This window comes from Streptomyces flaveolus, from assembly GCF_044765825.1.
Taxonomy (GTDB): domain Bacteria; phylum Actinomycetota; class Actinomycetes; order Streptomycetales; family Streptomycetaceae; genus Streptomyces; species Streptomyces flaveolus.
On the sequence record NZ_JBIWKU010000011.1, the window covers coordinates 95,008 to 118,492 of the forward strand.

Below are 23,485 nucleotides of genomic sequence, written 5' to 3' on the forward strand. Positions count from 1 at the left end.
GGCCGGGAAGCGGGGCCGCGGGGCGGGACGTCGGCTCTCCGCGCCCGTCGTGCGACTCGGTGAGCCAGGAAGCGGGCGCCCCCCGTCCGCTCCGGCGCCGCGGGCGGGCCGTTGGCTAGGCGCGCTCGGCGCGCGAGTCGGCCGGGGCGGAGGCGGGCGTCGCCGCCCCGGTGGCCGGTGCCGCAGGCGCCACCGCGCCCTGCGTCGACAGCACGTACACCACCCCGCCCACCAGGCCCGACAGCAGGAAGCTGCAGTCCACCCCGCCCGTGAACGCCAGCAGCGGGCCCTCGTACGTCGGCAGGGACACCGCCAGTACGCCGACGAGCGCGCCCGCCGCCCAGGCGACCGTGGCCGGGAGGTTCCAGCCCGCCCGGTACCAGTAGACGCCGCCCCGCGCCCGCCGGTTGAAGACCTGGAGGGCGTCGGCGTCGTACTGTCCGCCGGAGCGGACGAAGCCGATGAGGGTGATGACCGCCCAGGGCGTGCCGATCGCCGTGAGCAGCAGCACGAACGACGTCATCGCCGACTGCGCGTCCCACGCGTAGTGGCCCACGAAGACGCAGACCGTGGCGACGACGGCCACCGTGCAGGTGGCCCGGGCGCGGGAGGCGCGCGGCAGGATGGCGTCCAGGTCCAGGCCCATCGAGTACAGCATGAGACCCGCGTTGCCGACCGACCCCGCGGAGGCGGCGAGCAGCAGCGGCACCAGGTACCAGCCGGGGGAGGCGTCGACCAGCGGGCCCGCGTAGTCGAGCGCGCCGCGCGCCGCGTACGCCGTGAAGGTGCCGAAGAGCTGCGGCACCAGCAGGCCCAGCAGCAGCCCCAGCCAGGTCGCGTGCAGGACCCGGCGGGAGGAGAAGCGGGCCGGGGAGATGTAGCGGGTGTAGTCGCCGAGCAGCGTGATGAAGGCGATCGGCCCGGACAGTCCGGCGGCCACGGCGGACAGCAGCCAGGTCGGCCAGAACCCGCCCAGCAGATAGCCGCCCGCGTCCGGCAGGGCGGCGGTCGTGAAGTCGGGGGCGTAGGCGATCACGCCCAGCACCAGCAGCGCCGTCATGCCGAAGGCCAGCACCCGCGACATGGCGAGCAGCACCCGGTAGCCGTAGACCGCGCCCGCGACGGTCGCCGCCGCGAGCAGCCCGTAGACGACGGCGTACGAGGCCCCGCCGTCCGGCAGTCCGAACAGCCGGCCGAGCACGCCCACCATGACGTCGCCGCCGATCCACACGGTCAGCGCGGTGTAGCCGAGGGCCAGCAGCAGGCCGACCACCGAGCCGACCAGCCGGCCGCGCACGCCGAACTGGGCGCCGGAGGACGTCGACAGGTTGGTGGCCGTGCGCAGCGAGACCAGTGCGAGCGGGGCCGTGAACAGCGTGCCGACGACCGTTCCCGCCACCACCGAACCGACCGAGCCCCAGAAGTCGAGGCCGAAGGACGGCGGCAGCCAGCCGAAGACGATCACGCCCAGGCAGAGGTTGGACCCGAGCAGGATCGAGATCAGGTCCCGGGGCCCGCTGGTGCGTTCGGCTTCGGGGATGGTGTCGACACCGCGCTGTTCTATCGGCATGGCTGGTCTCCTTCGACGGCCGCCTGATGTTTAGAGCGACGTTCAATGTGACGTCCGCCAAGGCCGTCCGTCAACGTTTCCGTTCCATGTATTCGACGTTTAGAGTGATGCTCTAATGCGTGGAAGGCAAGGAGGTGCCGCGTCGTGAGACTGACTCCCACGGAACGTGACCGGCTGCTGCTCTTCGGGGCGGCCGAACTGGCCCGTGCCCGCCGGGCCAGAGGGCTCCGGCTGAACGTCCCGGAGGCGACGGCCCTGATCGCGGACACCGTCTGCGAGGCGGCCCGCGACGGTGCCCGGCTCGCGGAGGCCATCGAGCGCGCCCGGTCCGTGCTCGGACCCGACGACGTGCTGCCCGGTGTCGCGGACGTGGTCACCGAGGTGCACGTGGAGGCCGTCTTCGACGACGGCTCCCGGCTCGCGGTCGTCTCCGACCCCATCGGTGGCGGCCTGGGGGAGCGGGCCCCGGGCGCGCTGCTGCCCGGCCCCCAGCACGCCGAGCCCGAGGCGGTGATCCGGCTGACCGTCACCAACACCGCCACCGTCCCGGTCTCCGTCACCTCCCACTTCCACTTCTTCGAGGCCAACCCGCGCCTGGACTTCGACCGCGAACGGGCCTATGGCATGCGCCTGGCCGTGCCCGCCGGGTCGTCCGTCCGCTTCGGGCCGGGGGAGAGCGCCGAGGTCGGGCTCGTGCCGATCGGCGGGCTCCGCGTCGCGATCGGGTTCGCCGGGCTGGTCGACGGCCCGCTGGACGCGCCGGGCGCGAGGGAGGAGGCCCTGCGCCGGGCCGCCGCCTGCGGCTACCTCGGCGTCACGGAAACACCTGAGCAGGAGGTCGAGCGATGAGCCGTCCAGGAGGCCACCCCGCCGAGGCCCGCCGCCTCACCCCGTACGAGTACGCCGCGACCCACGGTCCCCGCGCCGGTGACCGCGTCCGCCTCGGCGACTCGGGACTGACCGTCCGCGTCGAGTCCGACGCCCAGCGGTACGGCGACGAGTTCCTCGCCGGGTTCGGCAAGACCGCCCGCGACGGACTCCACCTCAAGGCCGCCGCCGTCCGCGAGACCTGCGACGTCGTCATCAGCAACGTCGTCGTGATCGACGCCGCGCAGGGGATCCGGAAGGTCTCCATCGGCATCCGCGAGGGCCGGATCTGCTCCATCGGCCGGGCCGGCAACCCCGACACCCTCGACGGCGTCGACGTCGTGGTCGGCACGGGCACGTCCATCGTCTCCGGCGAAGGGCTCATCGCCACCGCCGGTGCCGTCGACACCCACGTCCACCTGCTCTCCCCGCGCATCATGGAGGCGTCGCTCGCGTCCGGCGTGACGACGATCATCGGACAGGAGTTCGGCCCGGTCTGGGGTGTCGGCGTCAACTCGCCCTGGGCCCTGAAGCACGCGTTCGGCGCGTTCGACGCCTGGCCCGTCAACATCGGCTTCCTGGGCCGGGGTTCCTCGTCCCACGAGGCGCCGCTCGTCGAGGCCCTGGCCGAGGGCGGGGCCAGCGGCTTCAAGGTGCACGAGGACATGGGCGCCCACACGCGCGCCCTCGACACCGCGCTGCGCGTCGCCGAGGAGCACGACGTCCAGGTCGCCCTGCACAGCGACGGCCTGAACGAGTGCCTCTCCGTGGAGGACACCCTCCGCGTCCTGGAGGGCCGCACCATCCACGCCTTCCACATCGAGGGCTGCGGTGGCGGACACGTCCCCAACGTGCTGAAGATGGCCGGCGTCCCCAACGTCATCGGCTCCTCCACCAACCCCACCCTGCCCTTCGGCCGGGACGCGGTCGCCGAGCACTACGGCATGATCGTCTCCGTCCACGACCTCAAGACCGACCTGCCGGGCGACGCCGCCATGGCCCGCGACCGCATCCGCGCCGGGACCATGGGCGCCGAGGACGTGCTGCACGACCTGGGTGCGATCGGCATCACCTCCTCCGACGCGCAGGGCATGGGCCGGGCCGGCGAGACGGTACGCCGCACCTTCGCGATGGCCGGCAAGATGAAGGCCGAGTTCGGCGCCCCCGACGACGACAACGACAACGAACGCGTCCTGCGCTACATCGCCAAGCTGACCATCAACCCCGCCATCGCCCACGGGCTGTCCCACGAGGTCGGCTCGATCGAGGCCGGCAAGCTCGCCGACATCGTCCTGTGGCGCCCCGAGTACTTCGGCGCCAAGCCGCAGCTGGTCCTCAAGTCCGGCTTCCCGGCCTACGGCGTGGTCGGCGACCCGAACGCGGCCACCGACACCTGCGAACCCCTCGTCCTCGGCCCGCAGTTCGGCGCGCACGGCGCCACACCGGCCGACATCTCGGTGGCCTTCGTCGCGCAGGCCGCCCTCGACCAGGGCAACGACACCATGCCGACCCGCAGGCGCAGGGTCGCCGTACGCGGCACCCGCGGCATCGGACCGGCCGACCTGCGCCTGAACTCCCGTACCGGACAGGTCGACGTCGACCAGCGCACCGGTCTGGTCACCCTCGACGGCGACCCGCTGCGCTCGGAACCGGCCGACTCCGTCTCCCTCAACCGTCTCTACTTCCTCTGACTCCTGGGACACCTCCATGACCTTCCGCATGCCCCCCGAGTGGGCCCCGCACGAACGCACCTGGATGGCCTGGCCCGGCCCCAACCCGACGTTCACGAACGACGAGGAGCTGGCCGAGGCCCGGGCGGCCTGGGCGTCCGTCGCCCGCACGGTGCGCCGCTTCGAGCCGGTGACGATGGTGCACGGGCCCGGCCAGGGCGACACCGCGCGGGAGCTGCTCGGCCCCGACGTCGACCTGGTGGAACGCGAGCTGGACGACGCCTGGATGCGGGACATCGGCCCGACCTTCGTGACGGACGGGCAGGGCGGTCTGGCCGCCGTGGACTGGGTGTTCAACGGCTGGGGCGCCCAGGACTGGGCCCGCTGGGAGCACGACTCCAAGATCGGCCGCCATGTCGCGGATCTCGCGGGTGTCCCCGTACTGAGCAGCAGGCTCGTCAACGAGGGCGGCGCGATCCACGTCGACGGCGAGGGCACGGTCCTGCTGACCGACACCGTCCAGCTCGGTTCCGGCCGCAACCCCGGCTGGAGCCGCGAGGAGGTCGAGGCGGAGATCCACGCCAAGCTCGGCACCACCAAGGCGATCTGGCTCCCGCACGGCCTGGCCGGCGACTACGGCATGTACGGCACCCAGGGCCACGTCGACATCGTCGCGGCCTTCGCGCGGCCGGGCACCGTCGTCGTGCACAGCCAGCGCGACCCCGGCCACCCCGACCACGCCCGCTCACAGATGTACCTCGACATCCTCCGTGGCCAGACCGACGCCAAGGGCCGTCGCCTGGAGGTCGTCGAGATCCCCGCCCCGACGGTCCTGAAGGACGAGGAGGGCGACTGGGTCGACTACTCGTACATCAACCACTACCTGTGCAACGGCGGCGTCGTCCTCTGCGCCTTCGACGACCCGAACGACGAACTCGCGGCGGGCATCTTCCGCCGTCTGTTCCCCGAGCGCACGGTGACCCTGGTGGACGCGCGTACGATCTTCGCGGGCGGCGGAGGCATCCACTGCATCACACAGCAGCAGCCGAAGATCTAGGAGCGGGGACATGGCCGGTGGTGGGCGCAGGCAGGCCCCGCCGCGCGAGAACGTGCTCGCCGCCGCCATGGAGATGATCGCCGAGCGCGGCCTGGAGAAGCTCACCATGGCGGCGCTCGGCCGTGAGGTCGGCATGAGCAGCGGCCATCTCCTCTACTACTTCCACTCCAAGGACGAGCTGCTGCTGCGCACCCTGGAGTGGAGCGAGGGCCGCCTCGGCGCGGAGCGCGCCCGCCTGCTCACCCGGGCCGGCACGGCCCGCGAACGCCTCGACGCCTACGTCGACCTGTATGTGCCCGACGGCCACCGCGACCCGCACTGGACGCTGTGGCTGGAGGTGTGGAACCGCTCGCAGAACGCCGACGACGCCGCCCGCGACCGGCAGGCCGCCATCGAGGGCGCCTGGCACCGCGACCTCGTCGCCCTGCTCGCCGAGGGCGTCTCGCGCGGCGAGTTCCGCCCGGTCGACCCCGACCGTTTCGCGGCCCGGCTGCGCGCTCTCCTCGACGGTTTCGCCATCCACGTCGCGATCGGGCTGCGCGGGACGGACCGGGGGCAGGTCCTCGGCCACGTGGGGGAGTTCCTCACCGACGGCCTCTACGCGAAGGCCTGACGCGGACGCTCTCCGCTCGCATCCTGAGACGGACGGTGAGAAGGGGCACGGACTGTGCCAGACTTCCGCCGTGCTCTCGTTCGCCATGATTATTGGCAGCAGGCGCGCCGGTCCGCAGTGACCACCACGTACGACCAGGTACGGGTGGACACCGTCGTCCTCGACCCGCGCGCAGACCTCTCGCACCCGCGAGAGGTTTTTCGTTTTCCTGGCCCACCCCCAGCCGGGAAGAGAGCGCGAGGGATCATAGATGGACGGTGGAGCCGGTCATTCCGGTTGACCGAGATCCCCTACAGGAGCCTTCAGATCATGACCGCAACCAGCGAACTCGACGATTCGTTCCACGTCTTCGACACCACCCTGCGCGACGGCGCGCAGCGCGAGGGCATCAACCTCACGGTCGCGGACAAGCTGGCCATCGCCCGGCACCTGGACGACTTCGGTGTGGGCTTCATCGAGGGCGGCTGGCCCGGCGCGAACCCCCGCGACACCGAGTTCTTCGCCCGCGCCCAGCAGGAGATCGACTTCCAGCACGCCCAGCTGGTCGCCTTCGGCTCCACCCGCCGCGCCGGAACGACCGCAGCCGAGGACCCCCAGGTCAGGGCCCTGCTGGAGTCCGGGGCCCAGGTGGTCACGCTGGTCGCCAAGTCCCACGACCGGCACGTCGAACTGGCGCTGCGCACCACGCTCGACGAGAACCTGGCCATGGTCGCGGACACCGTCTCCCACCTGAAGGCCCAGGGCCGCCGGGTCTTCGTCGACTGCGAGCACTTCTTCGACGGCTACCGCGCCAATCCCGAGTACGCGAAGGCCGTCGTCCGCGCCGCCTCCGACGCGGGCGCCGACGTCGTCGTCCTGTGCGACACCAACGGCGGCATGCTCCCGGCGCAGATCCAGGCCGTGGTCGCCACGGTGCTGGCCGACACCGGCGCCCGGCTCGGCATCCACGCCCAGGACGACACCGGGTGCGCGGTCGCCAACACCCTCGCGGCGGTCGACGCGGGCGCGACCCACGTCCAGTGCACGGCGAACGGCTACGGCGAGCGCGTCGGCAACGCCAACCTGTTCCCCGTCGTGGCCGCCCTCGAGCTGAAGTACGGCAAGAAGGTGCTGCCCGAGGGCCGGCTGCGCGAGATGACGCGGATCTCCCATGCCATCGCCGAGGTCGTCAACCTCACCCCCTCCACCCACCAGCCCTACGTCGGCGTCTCCGCCTTCGCGCACAAGGCCGGCCTGCACGCCTCCGCGATCAAGGTCGACCCGGACCTGTACCAGCACATCGACCCCGAGCTGGTCGGCAACACCATGCGCATGCTGGTCTCCGACATGGCCGGCCGCGCCTCCATCGAGCTCAAGGGCAAGGAGCTCGGCATCGACCTCGGCGGCGACCGGGAGCTGGTCGGCCGGGTCGTCGAGCGGGTCAAGGAGCGCGAGCTCAAGGGCTACACGTACGAGGCCGCGGACGCCAGCTTCGAACTCCTCCTGCGCACGGAGGCCGAGGGCCGGAAACTGGAGTACTTCGAGGTCGAGTCCTGGCGCGCGATCGTCGAGGACCGCCCCGACGGTACCCACGCCAACGAGGCCACCGTGAAGCTGTGGGCCAAGGGCGAACGCATCGTCGCCACGGCCGAGGGCAACGGCCCGGTCAACGCCCTGGACCGCGCCCTGCGGGTCGCCCTGGAGAAGATCTATCCGGAGCTCGCCAAGCTCGACCTGGTCGACTACAAGGTCCGCATCCTGGAGGGCGTGCACGGCACCCAGTCCACGACCCGGGTCCTCATCTCCACGTCCGACGGGGCGGGCGAGTGGTCCACGGTCGGCGTCGCGGAGAACGTCATCGCCGCGTCCTGGCAGGCGCTGGAGGACGCGTACACGTACGGCCTGCTGCGCGCGGGAGTCGCACCGGCCCGATGAGCGGGGTCCGCCGCTCCTCACTGATGTCTCATTGAGGGGGATTCGGGTATTTTCGAACGTATGAAGGACGTCCGCATGCAAGTCCTCATACGCCTGCTGGTCGTGCCGGTCGTTGCCGCCCTCGCGGTGCTGATGGCCGGTGCGCCCGGCGCCCGCGCGGCCACGGACGTGTCCGAGATCGGCGCGGCCCTGCGCGAGAGTCCCGTGTACGTGGACCCGGCCGCCTCCGACCTGCTGTCCGCTGCGGACGCCGACGCGCTCGCCCACAAGATCAAGAGCGCTGACGAGCCGGTCTTCGTGGTGGTCCTGCCGGCGGACTACCCGACGCAGAACCTCTTCCAGAACCTCCGCACGGAGACCGGCATCACCGGTCTGTACGGCATCCGCCTCGGCGACCGCTTCGACGCGCGCGCCGACAGCAGTGTGCTGAGCCGGCAGGGAGTGAACAACCTGGTCACGGCCGTGCAGGGGGCCGGTGACCCCAAGGCCCAGCTGAACGACTTCGTCGACGACGCGCTGCGCAGCGTGCGCGGCTCGGCCCCCGCCTCCTGGGACGCGGGCGGTTCCGGGGTCTCGACGGGCGCGCTGATCGGCGCCGGCGCGGTCGTGGTGGTCGGCGGCGCGGGGGCCTACGCGCTGGTGCGGCGCAACCGGCACCGCCGCGAGGAGGAGCAGCGGGCGGCGCTGGAGCGGCTGCGGGTGGTGGTCGACGAGGACATCACGGCGTTCGGCGAGGAACTGGACCGCCTGGACTTCCACCCCGCCGAGCCTCGCGCGGACGACGCGATGCGCGCCGACTACGAACGCGCCCTGGACTCCTACGACCAGGCGAAGACGTACATGGCCGACGCCCGCCGGCCGGAGGACGTCCGGGCCGTCACCGAGTCCCTGGAGGACGGCCGCTTCTCCCTCGCGCAGCTCTCCGCCCGCCGCGAGGGCAGGCCCCTGCCCGAGCGCCGCCCGCCCTGCTTCTTCGACCCGCGCCACGGTCCGTCCGTCGCCGACGCCTCCTGGACCCCGCCGGGCGGCGCCACTCGCGAGGTGCCGGTCTGCGCGGCCGACCGGGCCCGCCTGTCCGACGGCCGGGATCCCATGGTCCGCGAGGTGGACACCGACTACGGCCGCCGTCCGTACTGGGACGCGGGCCCGGCCTACGGCCCCTGGGCGGGCGGCTACTTCGGCGGCGGCATCCTGCCCGGCCTGCTGGTCGGCACGGTGCTGGGCAGCATGATGGCCACCCCGGCCTACGCGGCCGACTACGGCGCCGGGTACGGCGACTTCGGCGGGTACGACGGGGGTGACGTGTCCGGCGGCAACTTCGACCCCGGCGACTTCGGGGGCGGTTTCGGCGGCGGCGACTTCGGCGGCGGAGGCGGCGGAGGGGACTTCGGCGGGGGCTTCTGACACAGCCCGCCCCCACCGTCCCGATCGGCGGTAACCCGATCAGCCCTGCCTCGCATGCCACGACCGGGGCGTGGCCCCGACCGGGGGCGGGGGCGGCAGCCGCGGGCCCCGCTCACCCCACCGCGTGGGCCGGCGGTGGCCCGGTCAGGCGCGCCTCGGGCGCCACGACCGGACCCGTGCCCGTGGCCGGGGCGGTGAGGGGGATGGCGTCAGCCGCGGGCCCGCGTTCACCCCACCGCGTAGGCCGGCGGTGGCCCGGTCAGGCGCGCCTCGGGCGCCACGAGCGGGCCGTGTCCCCGACCGGGGCGGCGAGGGCGAGGGCGACGGCGCATGCCGCGAGGCCCGCGCTCACCCACACCGGCGACCGGTAACCGAATCCCGCGCCGATCGCCGTACCCCCGGCCCACGGACCCAGCGCCGCGCCCACGTTGAACGCGGCCGTCGCGAAGCCGCCCGCCAGCGTGGGCGCGCCCGGCGCCGCGTAGAGGGCCTGCGCGATCAGCGTGGACCCGACGCCGAAGGACAGCGCACCCTGGACGAACACCAGCCCGAGCACGAGAACCGGGTGCCCGGCGCCGAGCGCGAGCAGGGCCCACCCGGCGCACAGCGCGACCCCGCCGGCCGTCACCACCGGTCCCGGGCGCCGGTCGGCGAGCCGTCCCCCGGCGCTGACCCCGACGAACGACCCCGCACCGAACAGCGCGAGCACCCCGGGCGTCCACGCGTCGTCCAGCCCGCCGACCTCGGTGGCCAGGGGCGCCAGGTAGGTGAAGGTGCAGAAGGTCGCCCCGTTCACCAGCGCCCCCAGCAGCAGCGTGGCCGACAGGCGCGGGCTGCGCAGGGCCTCCAGCTCACCCCGCAGCGGGGGAGCGGCGGCATCGGCGGCCCCGGCCGGCACCGACCGGGCGACGGCGAGCACGGCGGGCACCGACAGCAGGGCCACGGCCCAGAAGGCCGACCGCCAGCCCCACACCTGCCCGAGGAGCGCCCCGGCGGGCACCCCGACCACGCAGGCCAGCGTCACCCCGCCCAGCAGCATGGACGTGGCCCGCCCCTTGGCGTGCGGCGGCACCATGCCGGCGGCGGTCACCAGGGCGACGGCCAGGAACCCGGCGTTGGCGAGCGCACCGGCCACGCGGGTGACGAGCAGCGTCCCGAAGCTGTCGGTGACGGCACCGACCACATGGGCGGCGAGGAAGACGGCCAGGAACCCGAGCAGGGCCCCGCGCGGCGACCACCGCCGTGCGAGGCCCGCCATCAGCGGCGCCCCGACGACCATCCCCACCGCGAAGGCGGAGGTCAGGGCCCCCGCCGCGGGGACGGTGACCTGTAGATCTCTCGCGATGTCCGGCACCAGCCCGGACAGCATGAACTCGGACGTTCCCTGGGCGAACACGGCAAGGCCCAGCAGAAGAAGAGCGAACGGCATGAAAAAACTCCGCACCCCGGAAGTCGACATCGAACACGACACGGCGGACGGCTGTCCGGCGGCGGTCACGACAACGACGGCTCCGGGTACGCGCGGAGCGCGCCCCTCAGTCCGACATCACGAACAGCCACCGGAGAACCGGTGGCCGGAGTCTGGACGCTTCGGGGCTGTTCACGGAGGGAAGGCTATCCCGTTTCCCGCCGCGGCACGAGCGATTAACGTGACCCCATGCCGCACTCCTCCGCCGTCCTCGTCATCGACATGCAGAACGCGCTGATGGGCATCGCCCACCGGCCCGCGGAGACCGTCGCCGCGATCGCGGGGCTGAGCGAACGGGCCCGGGCCGCCGGTGTGCCCGTGGTGACGGTGCGGCAGGGGGACGAGGAACTGGTGCCCGGCACCGAGGGGTGGCGGGTCGTGCCGGAGCTGGCGCCCCGCGAGGGCGAGGCCGTCGTCGACAAGAGAACGCCCGACAGCTTCCTGGACACCGATCTCGACAGGACGCTCAAGACCCTCGGCGTCACCGAGCTGATCGTGACCGGCTTCGCCACGGAGGTCTGCGTGGACACCACGGCGCGCCAGGCGCTGAGCCGGGGCTACGACCTGGTCGTCGTGGCCGACGGACACACCACCTCGCTGCGCGGTGAGGCGGACGCCGATCTCGTCCCGGCGGACCGCTCGATCGCCCAGTGCAACGCGATCTACCGGACGATCGGCTGGCCCGGCCGCCGTATCCGGGTCCGGGCCGCCGCCGACGTGGACTTCACCGCCCCCGAGGGGGGCGGGGGCCTCACGCCTGCTTGATCGCCGAGATGTCGAAGTTCAGCTTGATCTTGTCGGACACCAGGACGCCGCCCGTCTCCAGGGCCGCGTTCCAGGTCAGGCCCCACTCGGAGCGCAGGATCTCCGCCTTGCCCTCGAAGCCGACGCGCTCGTTGCCGAAGGGGTCCTTGGCGGCGCCGTTGAACTCCAGGTCGATGGTGATCGGCTTGGTGGTGCCGAGGATCGTCAGGTCACCGGTGATGCGGTAGTCGCCACCGCCGAGGGCCTCCGCCTTGGTGGAGCGGAAGGTCATCTTGGGGAACTCGTCCGTCTTGAAGAAGTCCGCGCTCTTCAGGTGGCCGTCGCGGTCGGCGGACCCGGTGTCGATGCTGTCCATCGTGATGTCGAGGGACGCCGTGGACTCGGCCGGGGCGGTGCCGTCCAGGTGCAGCGTGCCGGTGAAGTCGAGGAACTTGCCCTTGACGTTCGTGACCATGGCGTGCCGGGCGACGAAACCGATCGTGGTGTGGGACGGGTCGATCGCGTAGTCGCCGGTGAGGGCGGCGAGGTCCGGGTTGGCCGCGGCGGGGGTGGCGGCGGGGGTGGCGGCGGGGGCGGCGGCGGGGGCGGCGGACTTGTTGCCGAAGAGGCCCATGACGTTCTCCTTGGTTTTCGTTGAATGTTCAATCAGTCCAACGAGAACGACCGTAGACCTATTCCGTTCAATCTTCAACATCATCCGCGATGTTTCTCGGAAGGATCACCACGCACGGCGTGCTTCCCCGTCAGTCGGGGACGTGATAGACGGCATGAGCATGACCTCTCCGTGGCACCGCGCGCACCGGACCCCCGCCTCTCCCACCCGACGCACCGTCCTGCTCGCCGCGGCCCTGGCCGCCGGCCTCCCCCCGGCGCTCACCGCCCCCGCCGCAGCCGCCGACGACGCCTACGCCACGCTCCGGCGACGCTGGCTCGACATCGCCCTCGGCACCGGCTACGACCCGGCCGCCGAACCGTACGCCTCGCGCCTCGCCGAGACCGGCGCACGCGCCCGCGCCTTCCGCGCCACCATGGCGCCCACCCCCACGTCACTCTGGCCCGGCCACTCCTTCGACCCGCCCGCCGGCATCACCTTCGGCTACGGCCGGCTGTGGACCATGACGCAGGCGTACGTACAGCAAGGCACCGGATCCACCGGCGACGCGGCCCTTCTCGCCGACGTCCTGCGCGGCCTCGACCACCTCTCCGCCACCGTCTACCACCCCGCCACCACCCGCTACGGCAACTGGTGGGAGTGGCAGATCGGCAGCCCGCGCCTGCTCATGGACATCGCGGCCGCCCTGTACGACCACCTCGGCCCCGAGCGCGTCACCGCGGCCTGCGCCGCCGTCGACCACTTCGTCCCCGACACCATGCTCGGCGACTACACCGGCACCTCCACCGGCGCCAACCGCGTCGACCTGTGCCGATCCGTCGCCCTGCGCGGCATCCTGGGCCGCGCCCCGGCCAAGATCGCCCTCGCCCGCGATGCCCTCTCGCCCGTCTTCCCGTACGTCACCGAGGGCGACGGCCTCTACGCCGACGGGTCGTTCGTCCAGCACACCTGGGTCGCCTACTCGGGAACGTACGGCCAGGTCATGCTGGACGGGCTGGGCCGCCTGTTCGCCCTGCTCGCCGGATCGGAGTGGGAGGTCACCGATCCGGGCAGGCAGACCGTCCTCGACAGCGTCGAGCGCGCCTACGCGCCGCTCATCCACGACGGGCTGGTCATGGACGGCGTCAACGGGCGCGCCATCAGCCGCGGTTACCTCGCGAGCGACGACCTGCACGTCATGCGCAGCGACCACTTCCACGGGCAGCAGCTCATCGCGGCCATGGCGGTCCTCGCGGGCGGCGCGAGCGAGGCCGAGTGCGACCGCTGGCACGCGCGGATCAAGGGCTGGATCGCACGCGACACCGTCACGCCCGTCCTCACCGCACCCCAGTTCGGAGTGGCCGACCTGGCCCGGCTGCGGGCCATCGCCGACGCGCCCGTCGAGGCCGCGCCCGAGCCCACCGGACACCACCTCTACGCCGCCATGGACCGCGCCGTCCACCGCCGGCCCGCTTTCACCGCGGGCCTCGCCATGGCAAGCGACCGCATCGCCCACTACGAGTGCGGCAACGGCGAGAACCCCCGCGGCTGGCACACGGGCTCCGGGATGCTCACCTGGTGGGCCGACGGAAGCCGGTCCGACCAGTACACCGACTGGTTCTGGCCGACCGTCGACTGGTACCGCCTGCCCGGCACCACCGTCTCCACCCGGCGGCTCCCCGACCGGGCGGGCGGCGAGTGGGGCGAGCCCAAGCCCGACGTGCGCTGGGTCGGCGGGGCGACCGACGGCGAGTACGCCGCCGTCGGCCAGCACCTCAAGGGGCTCGGCTCCACCCTCGAAGCCCGCAAGTCCTGGTACTTCCTCGCCGACGCCGTGGTCTGCCTGGGCGCCGGCATCACCTGCGCGGACGGCGTCCCCGTCGAGACGGTCGTCGACAACCGCAACCTCGGGGAGGGCGGCACCGGGGCCCTCACCCGCGGCCGGGACTGGGCCCACCTGGAGGGCCACGGGGGCTGGATCGTGCCCGACGGCGGCCTGCGGACCCTGCGAGAGGACCGCACCGGCGCCTGGTCGGACATCAACACCACCAGCACCACCGAGCGCCGCACCCGCCGCTGGCAGACGCTCTGGCTGGACCACGGCACGGACCCCGACGGCGCCGGGTACGTCTACGTCGTCATGCCGGGGGCCTCCCGCCGGACGGTCGCCGGACGCGCCGCCGACCGCGGATGGATGACGGTCCTCGCCAACGACGGCCGGTGCCAGGCCGTCGCCGTACCCTCGCTGGGCCTGACGGCGGCGAACTTCTGGCAGCCCGGCACGGCCGGTCCGCTCACCGCGACGGCGGGGGCGAGCGTGCTGGTCCGCCGCCGGGGCCGTACCGCTACGCTCTGCGTGAGCGAGCCGCCGCGCACGGGCGCGCCCCTGGAGATCGTCTGGGACCATCCGGTGCGGGGCGTCGTGAGGGCCGACGAGACGGTCGGGATCGTGTCCACCGGCCGCCGACTGCACCTCCGTGTCACTCCAGGGGTGGTATGTACCACCCACGAATGTGAGGTGACTCTCAGCTGACGGCTTTGTACGACCCCTACAAGGCCCAGGCCCTCTGAGCAGTCGAAACGGCTGCATGTTCTCCAGGTTCTGTTCAGTGGTACCAGGAAAACACGTCGGAGACTGTACGGAGTCGACGGCTCGCTTTCCTCGGTCCGCTTCGTAGAGTCGCTACATGACCGTTTTGGATGAGGCGCCGGGTGAGCCGACGGACGCGCGCGGGCGAGTAGCCGAACTGCACGAGATCCGTGCCCTGGCGCTGGCCGGGCCGAGCGAGAAGGCGACGGCGGCGCAGCACGCCAAGGGCAAGCTGACGGCGCGTGAGCGGATCGAGCTGCTCGTGGACCCGGGTTCTTTCCGGGAGGTCGAGCAGTTGCGCCGGCACCGGGCGACCGGTTTCGGCCTGGAGGCCAAGAAGCCGTACACGGACGGTGTGATCACCGGCTGGGGCACGGTGGAGGGCCGTACGGTCTTCGTCTACGCGCACGACTTCCGCATCTTCGGGGGTGCGCTGGGCGAGGCCCACGCCACGAAGATCCACAAGATCATGGACATGGCCATCGCGGCCGGTGCGCCGCTGGTCTCCCTCAACGACGGTGCCGGTGCCCGGATCCAGGAGGGTGTCAGCGCGCTGGCCGGCTACGGCGGCATCTTCCAGCGCAACACCAGGGCGTCGGGGGTCATCCCGCAGATCTCGGTGATGCTCGGCCCGTGCGCGGGCGGCGCGGCCTACAGCCCGGCGCTGACGGACTTCGTGTTCATGGTCCGTGACACCTCGCAGATGTTCATCACCGGCCCGGACGTGGTCAAGGCGGTCACCGGCGAGGAGATCACCCAGAACGGGCTGGGCGGCGCCGACGTGCACGCCGAGACCTCCGGGGTGTGCCACTTCGCCTACGACGACGAGGAGACCTGCATCGCCGAGGTGCGCTACCTCCTGTCGATGCTGCCGCAGAACAACCGCGAGAACCCGCCGCAGACCGCCTCGGCCGACCCCGCCGACCGCCGCTCCGACGTCCTGCTCGACCTCGTCCCGGCGGACGGCAACCGGCCCTACGACATGACCAAGGTGATCGAGGAGATCGTCGACGACGGCGAGTACCTCGAGGTCCACGAGCGCTGGGCCCGCAACATCATCTGCGCGCTGGCCCGCCTGGACGGGCAGGTCGTCGGCATCGTCGCCAACCAGCCGCAGGCCCTGGCCGGCGTCCTGGACATCGAGGCGAGCGAGAAGGCCGCCCGGTTCGTGCAGATGTGCGACGCCTTCAACATCCCCATCGTCACCTTCCTCGACGTGCCCGGCTTCCTGCCGGGCGTCGACCAGGAGCACGGCGGCATCATCCGCCACGGCGCCAAACTCCTCTACGCCTACTGCAACGCGACCGTGCCCCGGATCTCGCTGATCCTGCGCAAGGCCTACGGCGGCGCCTACATCGTCATGGACTCCCAGTCCATCGGCGCCGACCTGACCTACGCGTGGCCGACCAACGAGATCGCCGTCATGGGCGCCGAGGGCGCGGCCAACGTCATCTTCCGCCGCCAGATCGCCGAGGCCGAGGACCCCGAGGCCATGCGGGCCCGCATGGTCAAGGAGTACAAGACCGAGCTGATGCACCCCTACTACGCGGCCGAACGCGGCCTCGTGGACGACGTCATCGACCCCGCCGAGACCCGCGAGGTCCTCATCCGCTCCCTGGCGATGCTCCACACCAAGCACGCCGACCTGCCCTCCCGCAAACACGGCAACCCGCCGCAGTGACCCGAGGAGCCACTCCCATGACCACTCCCGACATCCGCGTCGAAAAGGGCACCGCCGGGCCCGAGGAGGTCGCCGCCATCACGGCCCTCCTGGTGGCCCGCGCCGCCGCCCGCCCCGTCGAGATCGCCCCGACCCACGGCGGTGGCCGCGTCCGCGCGGGCTGGCGCCGTCTGGAGCGCGAGCCGGGCTTCCGAGCCCCGCACAGCTGGCGCTGACCCCCGACCACGAAGAGGCCCCCTCCACCAGGAGGGGGCCTCTTCGCAACGTCCCCAGGGACAACCCCCCAGGGGCGCGGGGAACTGCGCGACCAGCCACGAAGCACCCGCACCCGGCACACAACAGCCCCCGGCAGCCCAGTGGCCGCAGGGGGCATGTCGCAACCCGGCGTAACGGGGTGCCGCCTGCGCCCACCCGTGCCGCCCCTCAGGCGGCAGAGACGCAGGACGGCGCCGGGACGTCCCGCAGGCGCGCGCCGGGGTCTAGCGGAGGCGCGCCATCAGCGCGTGCTCCACGAGAGTGATCAGCGTCGACTTCGCGTCGGCCCGGTGCCGAGCGTCCGTCGTGATGATCGGCGTGTCGGGACCGATCTGCAGCGCCTCCCGGACCTCGTCCGGGTTGTACGGCTGCTGCCCGTCGAACCCGTTGAGGGCGATGACGAACGGCAGCCCGGAGTTCTCGAAGTAGTCGACGGCCGGGAAGCAGTCGGCCAGACGCCTCGTGTCGACCAGCACGACCGCGCCGATGGCGCCCCGCACCAGGTCGTCCCACATGAACCAGAAGCGGTCCTGGCCGGGCGTGCCGAACAGGTACAGGATCAGGTCCTGGTCGAGCGTGATGCGGCCGAAGTCCATGGCGACCGTGGTGGTCGTCTTGTCCCCCGTGTGGGTGAGGTCGTCGATGCCCGCGGACGCGGATGTCATCACGGCCTCTGTGCGCAGCGGGTTGATCTCCGAGACGGCGCCGACGAACGTGGTCTTGCCCACGCCGAAACCGCCCGCCACCACGATCTTCGCGGACGTGGTGGAGCGGGAAGGCCCTCCGCTAGAGCTTGCGAAGTCCACTGAGCACCCTTTCGAGCAGTGTCACGTCTGGCTGGCCGCCGGCGTTCTCGTCGCCGCCGGGCTGATGGATGGCGACCAGGCCCGCCTCCGCCAAGTCGGCGACGAGGATCCTGGCCACGCCGAGAGGGATCGTCAGCAGGGCCGAGATCTCGGCCACCGACTTGATCTCCCGGCAGAGGTTGCAGATCCGCTGATGCTCGGGCAGCTGGCCCTGCATCTGGTGCGGCTGCGCGGTGGTGTGCACCAGTGCCTCGATGGCGAGCTGGTACCGCGGCCTGGTGCGGCCGCCCGTCATGGCGTACGGACGCACCAGGGGGTTGTTCGACGCGCCCGCGGGCGCCGGCTCAGGGGTGCGGCGCTGCGGCTGCACGGGCTGGATGCGCGGAGCGTGCGGCTGGTCGTACGGCGAAGGGCCGGGGCCCTGCGGCGCGTACGGCTGCCGGTGGCTCGGGGCGGAGGGGAAGCCGTACCCGTTCGCCGAGCCGTCGTTCTGGCCCTGCGCAGGGCCGTACGACCAGTTGCCCGAAGACGGACCGCCTGGGGGTGTTGCCACTTTCTCCTCCTCCGACTGTGCCTGGCACCCATCACTGTGGAGCCGCGTCCCGAAACTTTACGGCCACGGGACGCCAAAACGCACCGTCTGTCCTTTAGTTGAGAAGGCTGCCCTGGAGCTCGGCCCGCAGATCGGGCGTCAGGACCGTGCCGGCACGGTCCACCAGAAGGGCCATCTCGTACCCAATGAGGCCGATGTCCGCCTCCGGGTGTGCGAGAACCGCGAGCGAGGAACCGTCGGAGATGGACATGATGAAGAGGAATCCCCGCTCCATCTCCACAACCGTCTGGTTCACGCTGCCGCCCTCGAAGATGCGCGAGGCACCGGCGGTCAGCGAGGTCAGACCGGAGGCGACGGCCGCGAGCTGGTCGGCGCGGTCGCGCGGGAACCCTTCGGACATCGCCAGAAGGAGTCCGTCGGCGGAGACCACCACCGTGTGGGACACCCCCGGGGTGTTGTCCACGAAGTTGGTGATCAACCAGTTCAGGTTCTGTGCCGCCTGGCTCATCGGGCTCACACTAACGCTCCTGGTTGTAGGTGCTGTCAGGACCACGGTGTTCATTCCTTGTGTCCTGGCCGTTCGTTTCACTGCCTGCGGTGCGGCCACGTTGCACACCGCGTCGCAGGTTGCTCAGCCTGCCCCGGACGTCCTCCGGGGCGCGGGAGACCTGTGGGCCCCCCTGGGGAGTGGTTTCGGCGGCGCCCTCGACCAGGTTGGCCTTGGGAACCCGCCGCGGCAGGCCGGAGGAGGTCACCCCGCCCGCCTTCGGCTTGCGCAGCTGTGAGGCCTGCTGCCAGCGCTCGTCGTTGGCCGAGCGCCAGTCGCCGGGGCCGCCCGCCGCCGGCGCCGAAGCCGGTGCCTCGTGGTCCACGGGCCTTGCGTCGCCGGGGCCGCTCGCGGTGGAACCGCGGCGCGGAAGGCCGGCGTCGGTGAGCCGGTGGGCGGCGGAGGGGGCCGGTCCCGGACGGTCGAAGCCTACGCGGTCCGCGTCGGCCACGTCAGCGGCCTGCGCGGATTCCGCCTCGGGGGCTTCCGCAGGGTACTGGTCCTGGTAGCCGTTCCGGTAGCCGTCCTGCTGGGGCCAGTCGTCCTGGTAGCGCCGCTGCTCGAAGGCCGAGTAGGGCTCCTGGGCGCCGGATCCGGCCGGCTGGTGCCCGTTCGGGCCCGGCTGCGCGTAGGAGGGGTCGGCGTAGCCGCCGTTCGGCGCGTAGCCGTCGCCCTGGGGCAGGCCGCCGTTCGGCGCGTAGTACTGCTCCTCGTACGACGCCTGCTGCGGCTCCTCGTACGCCTGCTGCTGATCGGCGTACGCCGACTGCTGGTCGTACGCGCCGGTCTGTTGCTCCTGGTAACCGCCCTGGCCCTGGCCGTAGACCGGCTGCTGCCCGGTGAACTGGTCCGGGTACCCGGCCGCCTCGGCGCGCTCGTGGCCGTCGGAGTCCGCCGGTCCGGGCAGCTCGGGCTGCGCCTGGGCCTCCAGGGCCGCACGGCGTTCCTCGCGCATCAGGGAGCGGCCGACGGGGTCGAGCTCGCGGATGTCGTCGGGGACCTCGGTGTAGCGGCTGTCGTCGAAGCCCAGTTCCGCGGCGGTCCGCATGGGCTGGCCGACCTGGCCGAAGCTCTCGCCCTGGAAGTTCTGCTCGGGGATGATCTGCGAGACGGTGAACTCGTCGCGCTGCGGCTGCTGCTCGCCGCCACCGCCGTGGGTGATGGCGTCCGGGAGCATGACCAGCGAGGTGGTGCCCGCCTGCTCGCCGGAGGGGCGCAGCTGGACCCGGATGCCGTGCCGGTCGGACAGCCGGCCGACCACGAACAGGCCCATGCGCTGCGAGATCGCGGCGTCCACGGTCGGCGGGTTGGCCAGCTTGTGGTTGATGTCCGCGAAGTCCTCGGCGGTCAGGCCGATGCCCTTGTCGTGGATCTCGACCATCACGCGGCCGTCGGGCAGCCGGGTCGCGGTGACGCGGACCTTGGTCTGCGGGGAGGAGAACGTGGTGGCGTTCTCCAGCAGCTCGGCGAGCAGGTGCACGAGGTCGGTCACGGCCCGGCCGTGGATCTCGGCCTCCGGCACGCCGGACAGCTCGATGCGCTCGTACTGCTCCACCTCGGAGGAGGCCGCGCGCAGCACGTCCACCAGCGGGACCGGCTGGTCCCAGCGGCGGCCGGGCTCCTCACCGGCGAGAACCAGGAGGTTCTCGCCGTTGCGGCGCATGCGGGTGGCGAGGTGGTCCAGCCGGAACAGGTTCTCCAGCTGGTCGGGGTCGGCCTCGTTGTTCTCCAGGTCGGTGATCAGGCTCAACTGGCCCTCGATCAGCGACTGGTTGCGGCGCGACAGGTTGGTGAAGATCGCGTTGATGTTGCCCCGCAGCAGGGCCTGCTCGGAGGCGAGCCGGACCGCCTCGCGGTGCACCTGGTCGAAGGCGCGGGCGACTTCGCCGATCTCGTCGGTGGAGCTGATCGGGATCGGGGCCACCCGGGTGTCGACCCGGCCGGGGTCGGTGCGGGAGAGCTGGTCGACCAGCATCGGCAGCCGCTGCTCGGCGATGCCGAAGGCGGCGTTGCGCAGCTGGCGCATGGAGCGGCTCATCTGGCGGGCCACCATGCCGGCCAGGATGAACGCGGCGAGCAGCGCGATCACGACCGCGGCGCCGGTGATGTAGGCGTCCTGCTCGGCGTCGTCGGCGATGGCGGAGGCCTCGTCCACGGCCCGGTCGGCCATGTCCGACTCGATCTTGCCGTAGGCGTCGAACTTGAGGGTGTTGACCGCCCACCAGTTCTCGGGCGTGATGCCATGCCCGGCCAGCTTGGCGCGGGCGCTCGCGTCCGTGGAGTCCAGCCCGGCCAGCTCGGAGATCATGGTGGTCGGGTTGGCCGGCGGCGGCACGTAGTCCGGGTCCTTGGCCTTGGCCTCCTTGGCCATGGCCGCGCCGTCCTCCTTGAGCTTCGCCTCGGCGTCCTCGAGCTTCTGCGCGTCCGCCTCGGTACCACCGCCGATGTACTCCTCGACGGCGATGCGCTCGAGGTAGGCGTACGAGGAGAGGGCGACGCGCTGGCTGGCGAGGTGGCTCGGCTCCGGACCCGGCTTGACCAGCATGTGCATGCCGATGGAGCGCTCCAGCGAGAGCGCCGCCTTGGTCAGGGAGATCGCGTAGACGGTACGGCCGTAGGAGGTGATGTTGCCGGTGCCCAGGCCGAGCTCGTTGGCGAACTCCATCAGCGGGTGGGCGATCCCGGTGTAACCCTCTTCGGTCTCCACGCCCTTGAGCTTGGAGGTGTAGGCGGCCACGCGCAGCGTCTGGAGCTTGGGCTCCTGCTCGCGGAACACCTTCAGCCGGCGCTCCAGGCCGGCCTTGCCCGGCATGTCCTGTGCGGCCTCGTCGAAGGTGTCGGCGGCCTCGTCCGTGGCCCGGCGGGCCTTGGCGACGGTCTCGTCCTTCTCGTCCTTGCCCTGCAGCAGCGGCGCGGCGGTGATGTCGCGCTCGTTGTAGAGGGCGTTGGCGTAGCCGAGGGACGCGCGCACCAGGAGTGCGGTGTTCTTGGCGTCCTTGGCGTCCTGCCAGGTGTCGATCGAGCTCTTCACCTGGAAGCCGCCCATGACGAGGCCGACCAGCACGGGTATGAGGAGGATCGCGTTCAGCCGGGTGGTCACCCGCCAGTTGCGCGGGGAGAAACGGCCGCCGCTCGGGGCGGGCGCGGCCGTAGGTTCCGAAGCGGGCACGGGGGCGGGCGCCGCTGCGCGCGGCGGCGGGGTGAAGTTGCCCCGGGCCGATGGCTCGGGACTGCTCTTGCTTCGCCTCACTCGACCAACAACCTCTCGGCGGTCGGCACCTACGTCGTGCCGCTGTGTATCAGCGCCCAGTCCGTCATCGAGTACGTGCTACTGCTGAGTACGTCTTTGACCATTGGGCAGTTCTCGCATTCCAGCACGACGACCTGCGCTCTTCCAAACAGTGGAACGAGGGGGTTACACGTGATGTAAGCCCTAGATAAAACGGTCATAAAGAGCGAGGCCCGTCAAAAGACGGGGCGTTCGTGCGCGCAGCGACACCGATCGACCGCGAGCTGTGTCGGTACCACCCGATTCCTCTGCCGAAACGTTATGAACGCCGGAGCCGACCGTGTCAAAGGACACAGCCGGCTCCGGTACGTCTACGACAACTGCCGTAGTTCCTTGCCGACTTGGATCTTTCGGCCTCGGGACCTACCTCAGCCGTGCCATCAGCGCGTGCTCCACCAGCGTGATCAGCGCACTCTTGGCGTCGGCCCGGTGCCGGGCGTCGGTGGTGATGATCGGGGTGTCGGGTCCGATCTGCAGCGCCTCGCGCACCTCGTCCGGGGTGTACGGCTGCTGGCCGTCGAAGCCGTTGAGCGCGACGACGAACGGCAGACCGCTGTTCTCGAAGTAGTCCACCGCCGGGAAGCAGTCGGCCAGCCGGCGGGTGTCGCACAGGACGACCGCGCCGATGGCACCGCGCACCAGGTCGTCCCACATGAACCAGAAGCGGTCCTGGCCGGGCGTGCCGAACAGGTACAGGATCAGGTCCTGGTCGAGCGTGATGCGGCCGAAGTCCATGGCGACCGTGGTGGTCGTCTTGCCCCCGGCGTGCGTGAGGTCGTCGATCCCGGCGCTGGCGGAGGTCATCACGGCCTCGGTGCGCAGCGGGTTGATCTCCGAGACGGCGCCCACGAACGTGGTCTTGCCGACGCCGAAGCCGCCGGCCACCACGATCTTCGCGGAGGTGGTCGCCCGGCCTCCGTCAGAGCTTGCGAAGTCCACTGAGCACCCTTTCGAGCAGTGTCACGTCCGGCGCACCGCCGTTGTTCTCGTCGCCGCCCGGCTGGTGGATGGCGACGAGTCCGGCCTCGGCGAGGTCCGCGACCAGGATCCTGGCCACACCCAGCGGCATGGCCAGCAGCGCCGACACCTCCGCCACCGACTTCACCTCGCGGCAGAGGTGGCAGATGCGCTGGTGCTCGGGGAGCAGCCCCATGAGCGCTGCCGGGTCGGCCGTCGTGCTGATCAGCGCCTCGATGGCGAGCTGGTAGCGCGGCCTCGTCCGGCCGCCGGTCATCGCATAAGGACGTACCAGCGGCTGGTCGCCCTCGTCCTCGTACGGCTCCGCGTACGGATCATGAGAGGCGGTGGGCGGGGTCATGAATCCTCCGGGCGGGACAGCAGGTTGGTCAGTCGTGCCGTCTGACGGGGCCGGTGGGGGGATTGTGGCGGCCGGACGGTGATTTGGTGAGACGGGTGGTGCCGGGGCCGATCAGTGGAGCAGACTGCCTTGCAGCTCGGCGCGCAGGTCCGGGGTGAGGACCGCGCCCGCGCGGTCGACCAGCAGCGCCATCTCGTAGCCGACGAGGCCGATGTCGCACTCCGGGTGCGCGAGAACGGCCAGGGACGAGCCGTCCGAGACGGACATGAGGAAGAGGAACCCGCGTTCCATCTCCACGACCGTCTGGGCCACGTCGCCGCCCTCGAAGATCCGGGACGCCCCGGCGGTCAGCGAGGTCAGCCCCGAGGCGACCGCCGCGAGCTGGTCGGCGCGGTCGCGCGGGAAGCCTTCCGACATCGCCAGAAGGAGTCCGTCGGCGGACACGACGACGGTGTGGGACACCCCTGGGGTGTTGTCCACGAAATTCGTGATCAACCAGTTGAGGTTCTGTGCCGCCTGGCTCATC

The 23,485-nt window shown here is 71.7% G+C and carries 20 protein-coding genes; 10 read left to right on the forward strand and 10 right to left on the reverse strand.

Features of this window, described 5'->3' with window-relative positions; translation table 11 throughout:
• Positions 1-115: 115 nt before the first annotated feature.
• On the reverse strand, positions 116-1,570 hold the full coding sequence (locus ACIRG6_RS29025) for a cytosine permease (protein ID WP_403324998.1): 1,455 nt from the start codon (positions 1,568-1,570) through the stop codon (positions 116-118).
• A 144-nt stretch (positions 1,571-1,714) separates the two neighbouring features.
• Here ACIRG6_RS29025 and ureA point away from each other — a divergent pair, with 144 nt between their 5' ends.
• The 6 genes from ureA (at position 1,715) to ACIRG6_RS29055 (ending at position 9,095) form a co-directional block, all read left to right on the forward strand.
• Complete coding sequence (ureA, locus tag ACIRG6_RS29030; RefSeq protein ID WP_364679870.1) at positions 1,715-2,419, forward strand: urease subunit gamma; 705 nt, start codon at positions 1,715-1,717, stop codon at positions 2,417-2,419.
• The gene (locus ACIRG6_RS29035; protein WP_364679872.1) at positions 2,416-4,128 is read left to right on the forward strand and encodes an urease subunit alpha; all 1,713 of its coding nucleotides are present in this window, start codon (positions 2,416-2,418) and stop codon (positions 4,126-4,128) included. The genes ureA and ACIRG6_RS29035 overlap by 4 nt, the downstream gene beginning before the upstream one ends.
• Positions 4,129-4,144: 16 nt before the next feature.
• Positions 4,145-5,164 carry an agmatine deiminase family protein gene (locus ACIRG6_RS29040; protein WP_364679875.1) on the forward strand — a complete coding sequence of 340 codons (1,020 nt, stop codon included), beginning with the start codon at positions 4,145-4,147 and terminating at the stop codon, positions 5,162-5,164.
• Positions 5,165-5,174: 10 nt separating this feature from the next.
• On the forward strand, positions 5,175-5,777 hold the full coding sequence (locus ACIRG6_RS29045) for a TetR/AcrR family transcriptional regulator (RefSeq protein ID WP_364679878.1): 603 nt from the start codon (positions 5,175-5,177) through the stop codon (positions 5,775-5,777).
• Positions 5,778-6,086: 309 nt separating this feature from the next.
• A complete protein-coding gene (gene cimA / locus ACIRG6_RS29050) occupies positions 6,087-7,691 on the forward strand; it encodes a citramalate synthase (RefSeq protein WP_364679881.1) in 1,605 nt (534 codons plus the stop codon).
• Positions 7,692-7,751: 60 nt separating this feature from the next.
• Positions 7,752-9,095, forward strand: coding sequence for a hypothetical protein (locus ACIRG6_RS29055; RefSeq protein WP_403324999.1), 1,344 nt, complete (start codon positions 7,752-7,754; stop codon positions 9,093-9,095).
• Positions 9,096-9,354: 259 nt separating this feature from the next.
• Here the strand turns inward: ACIRG6_RS29055 and ACIRG6_RS29060 are convergent, their stop codons facing one another.
• The gene (locus ACIRG6_RS29060) at positions 9,355-10,524 is read right to left on the reverse strand and encodes a Cmx/CmrA family chloramphenicol efflux MFS transporter (protein WP_403325000.1); all 1,170 of its coding nucleotides are present in this window, start codon (positions 10,522-10,524) and stop codon (positions 9,355-9,357) included.
• A gap of 228 nt (positions 10,525-10,752) precedes the next feature.
• Between ACIRG6_RS29060 and ACIRG6_RS29065 the strand changes: the two genes are divergently transcribed.
• On the forward strand, positions 10,753-11,328 hold the full coding sequence (locus tag ACIRG6_RS29065; RefSeq protein WP_364679888.1) for a cysteine hydrolase family protein: 576 nt from the start codon (positions 10,753-10,755) through the stop codon (positions 11,326-11,328).
• Here ACIRG6_RS29065 and ACIRG6_RS29070 read toward each other — a convergent pair.
• The gene (locus ACIRG6_RS29070; protein ID WP_403325001.1) at positions 11,315-11,941 is read right to left on the reverse strand and encodes a YceI family protein; all 627 of its coding nucleotides are present in this window, start codon (positions 11,939-11,941) and stop codon (positions 11,315-11,317) included. The genes ACIRG6_RS29065 and ACIRG6_RS29070 overlap by 14 nt on opposite strands.
• A gap of 160 nt (positions 11,942-12,101) precedes the next feature.
• Between ACIRG6_RS29070 and ACIRG6_RS29075 the strand changes: the two genes are divergently transcribed.
• From ACIRG6_RS29075 to ACIRG6_RS29085, 3 genes are all read left to right on the forward strand, one after another.
• A complete protein-coding gene (locus ACIRG6_RS29075) occupies positions 12,102-14,453 on the forward strand; it encodes a polysaccharide lyase 8 family protein (protein ID WP_403325045.1) in 2,352 nt (783 codons plus the stop codon).
• A gap of 154 nt (positions 14,454-14,607) precedes the next feature.
• Complete coding sequence (locus tag ACIRG6_RS29080; RefSeq protein WP_364679893.1) at positions 14,608-16,191, forward strand: acyl-CoA carboxylase subunit beta; 1,584 nt, start codon at positions 14,608-14,610, stop codon at positions 16,189-16,191.
• Positions 16,192-16,208: 17 nt separating this feature from the next.
• On the forward strand, positions 16,209-16,406 hold the full coding sequence (locus ACIRG6_RS29085) for an acyl-CoA carboxylase subunit epsilon (protein ID WP_318214568.1): 198 nt from the start codon (positions 16,209-16,211) through the stop codon (positions 16,404-16,406).
• Between the two features lie 264 nt (positions 16,407-16,670).
• Here ACIRG6_RS29085 and ACIRG6_RS29090 read toward each other — a convergent pair whose 3' ends face one another.
• From ACIRG6_RS29090 to ACIRG6_RS29120, 7 genes are all read right to left on the reverse strand, one after another.
• The gene (locus ACIRG6_RS29090) at positions 16,671-17,252 is read right to left on the reverse strand and encodes a GTP-binding protein (RefSeq protein ID WP_026243582.1); all 582 of its coding nucleotides are present in this window, start codon (positions 17,250-17,252) and stop codon (positions 16,671-16,673) included.
• The gene (locus ACIRG6_RS29095) at positions 17,233-17,805 is read right to left on the reverse strand and encodes a DUF742 domain-containing protein (RefSeq protein WP_239763194.1); all 573 of its coding nucleotides are present in this window, start codon (positions 17,803-17,805) and stop codon (positions 17,233-17,235) included. The genes ACIRG6_RS29090 and ACIRG6_RS29095 overlap by 20 nt, the downstream gene beginning before the upstream one ends.
• 94 nt (positions 17,806-17,899) lie before the next feature.
• Positions 17,900-18,313, reverse strand: a complete 414-nt coding sequence (locus ACIRG6_RS29100; RefSeq protein ID WP_004983065.1) for a roadblock/LC7 domain-containing protein — start codon at positions 18,311-18,313, stop codon at positions 17,900-17,902.
• Positions 18,314-18,323: 10 nt separating this feature from the next.
• Complete coding sequence (locus tag ACIRG6_RS29105) at positions 18,324-21,602, reverse strand: sensor histidine kinase (protein ID WP_403325002.1); 3,279 nt, start codon at positions 21,600-21,602, stop codon at positions 18,324-18,326.
• Positions 21,603-22,004: 402 nt separating this feature from the next.
• A complete protein-coding gene (locus tag ACIRG6_RS29110; protein ID WP_161164401.1) occupies positions 22,005-22,580 on the reverse strand; it encodes a GTP-binding protein in 576 nt (191 codons plus the stop codon).
• Positions 22,561-22,959: a DUF742 domain-containing protein gene (locus ACIRG6_RS29115; RefSeq protein WP_003973454.1), complete on the reverse strand. Its 399-nt coding sequence runs from the start codon at positions 22,957-22,959 to the stop codon at positions 22,561-22,563. Before ACIRG6_RS29115 ends, ACIRG6_RS29110 begins: the two co-directional genes overlap by 20 nt.
• A gap of 111 nt (positions 22,960-23,070) precedes the next feature.
• Complete coding sequence (locus ACIRG6_RS29120; protein WP_005479910.1) at positions 23,071-23,484, reverse strand: roadblock/LC7 domain-containing protein; 414 nt, start codon at positions 23,482-23,484, stop codon at positions 23,071-23,073.
• Position 23,485: the final 1 nt, after the last annotated feature.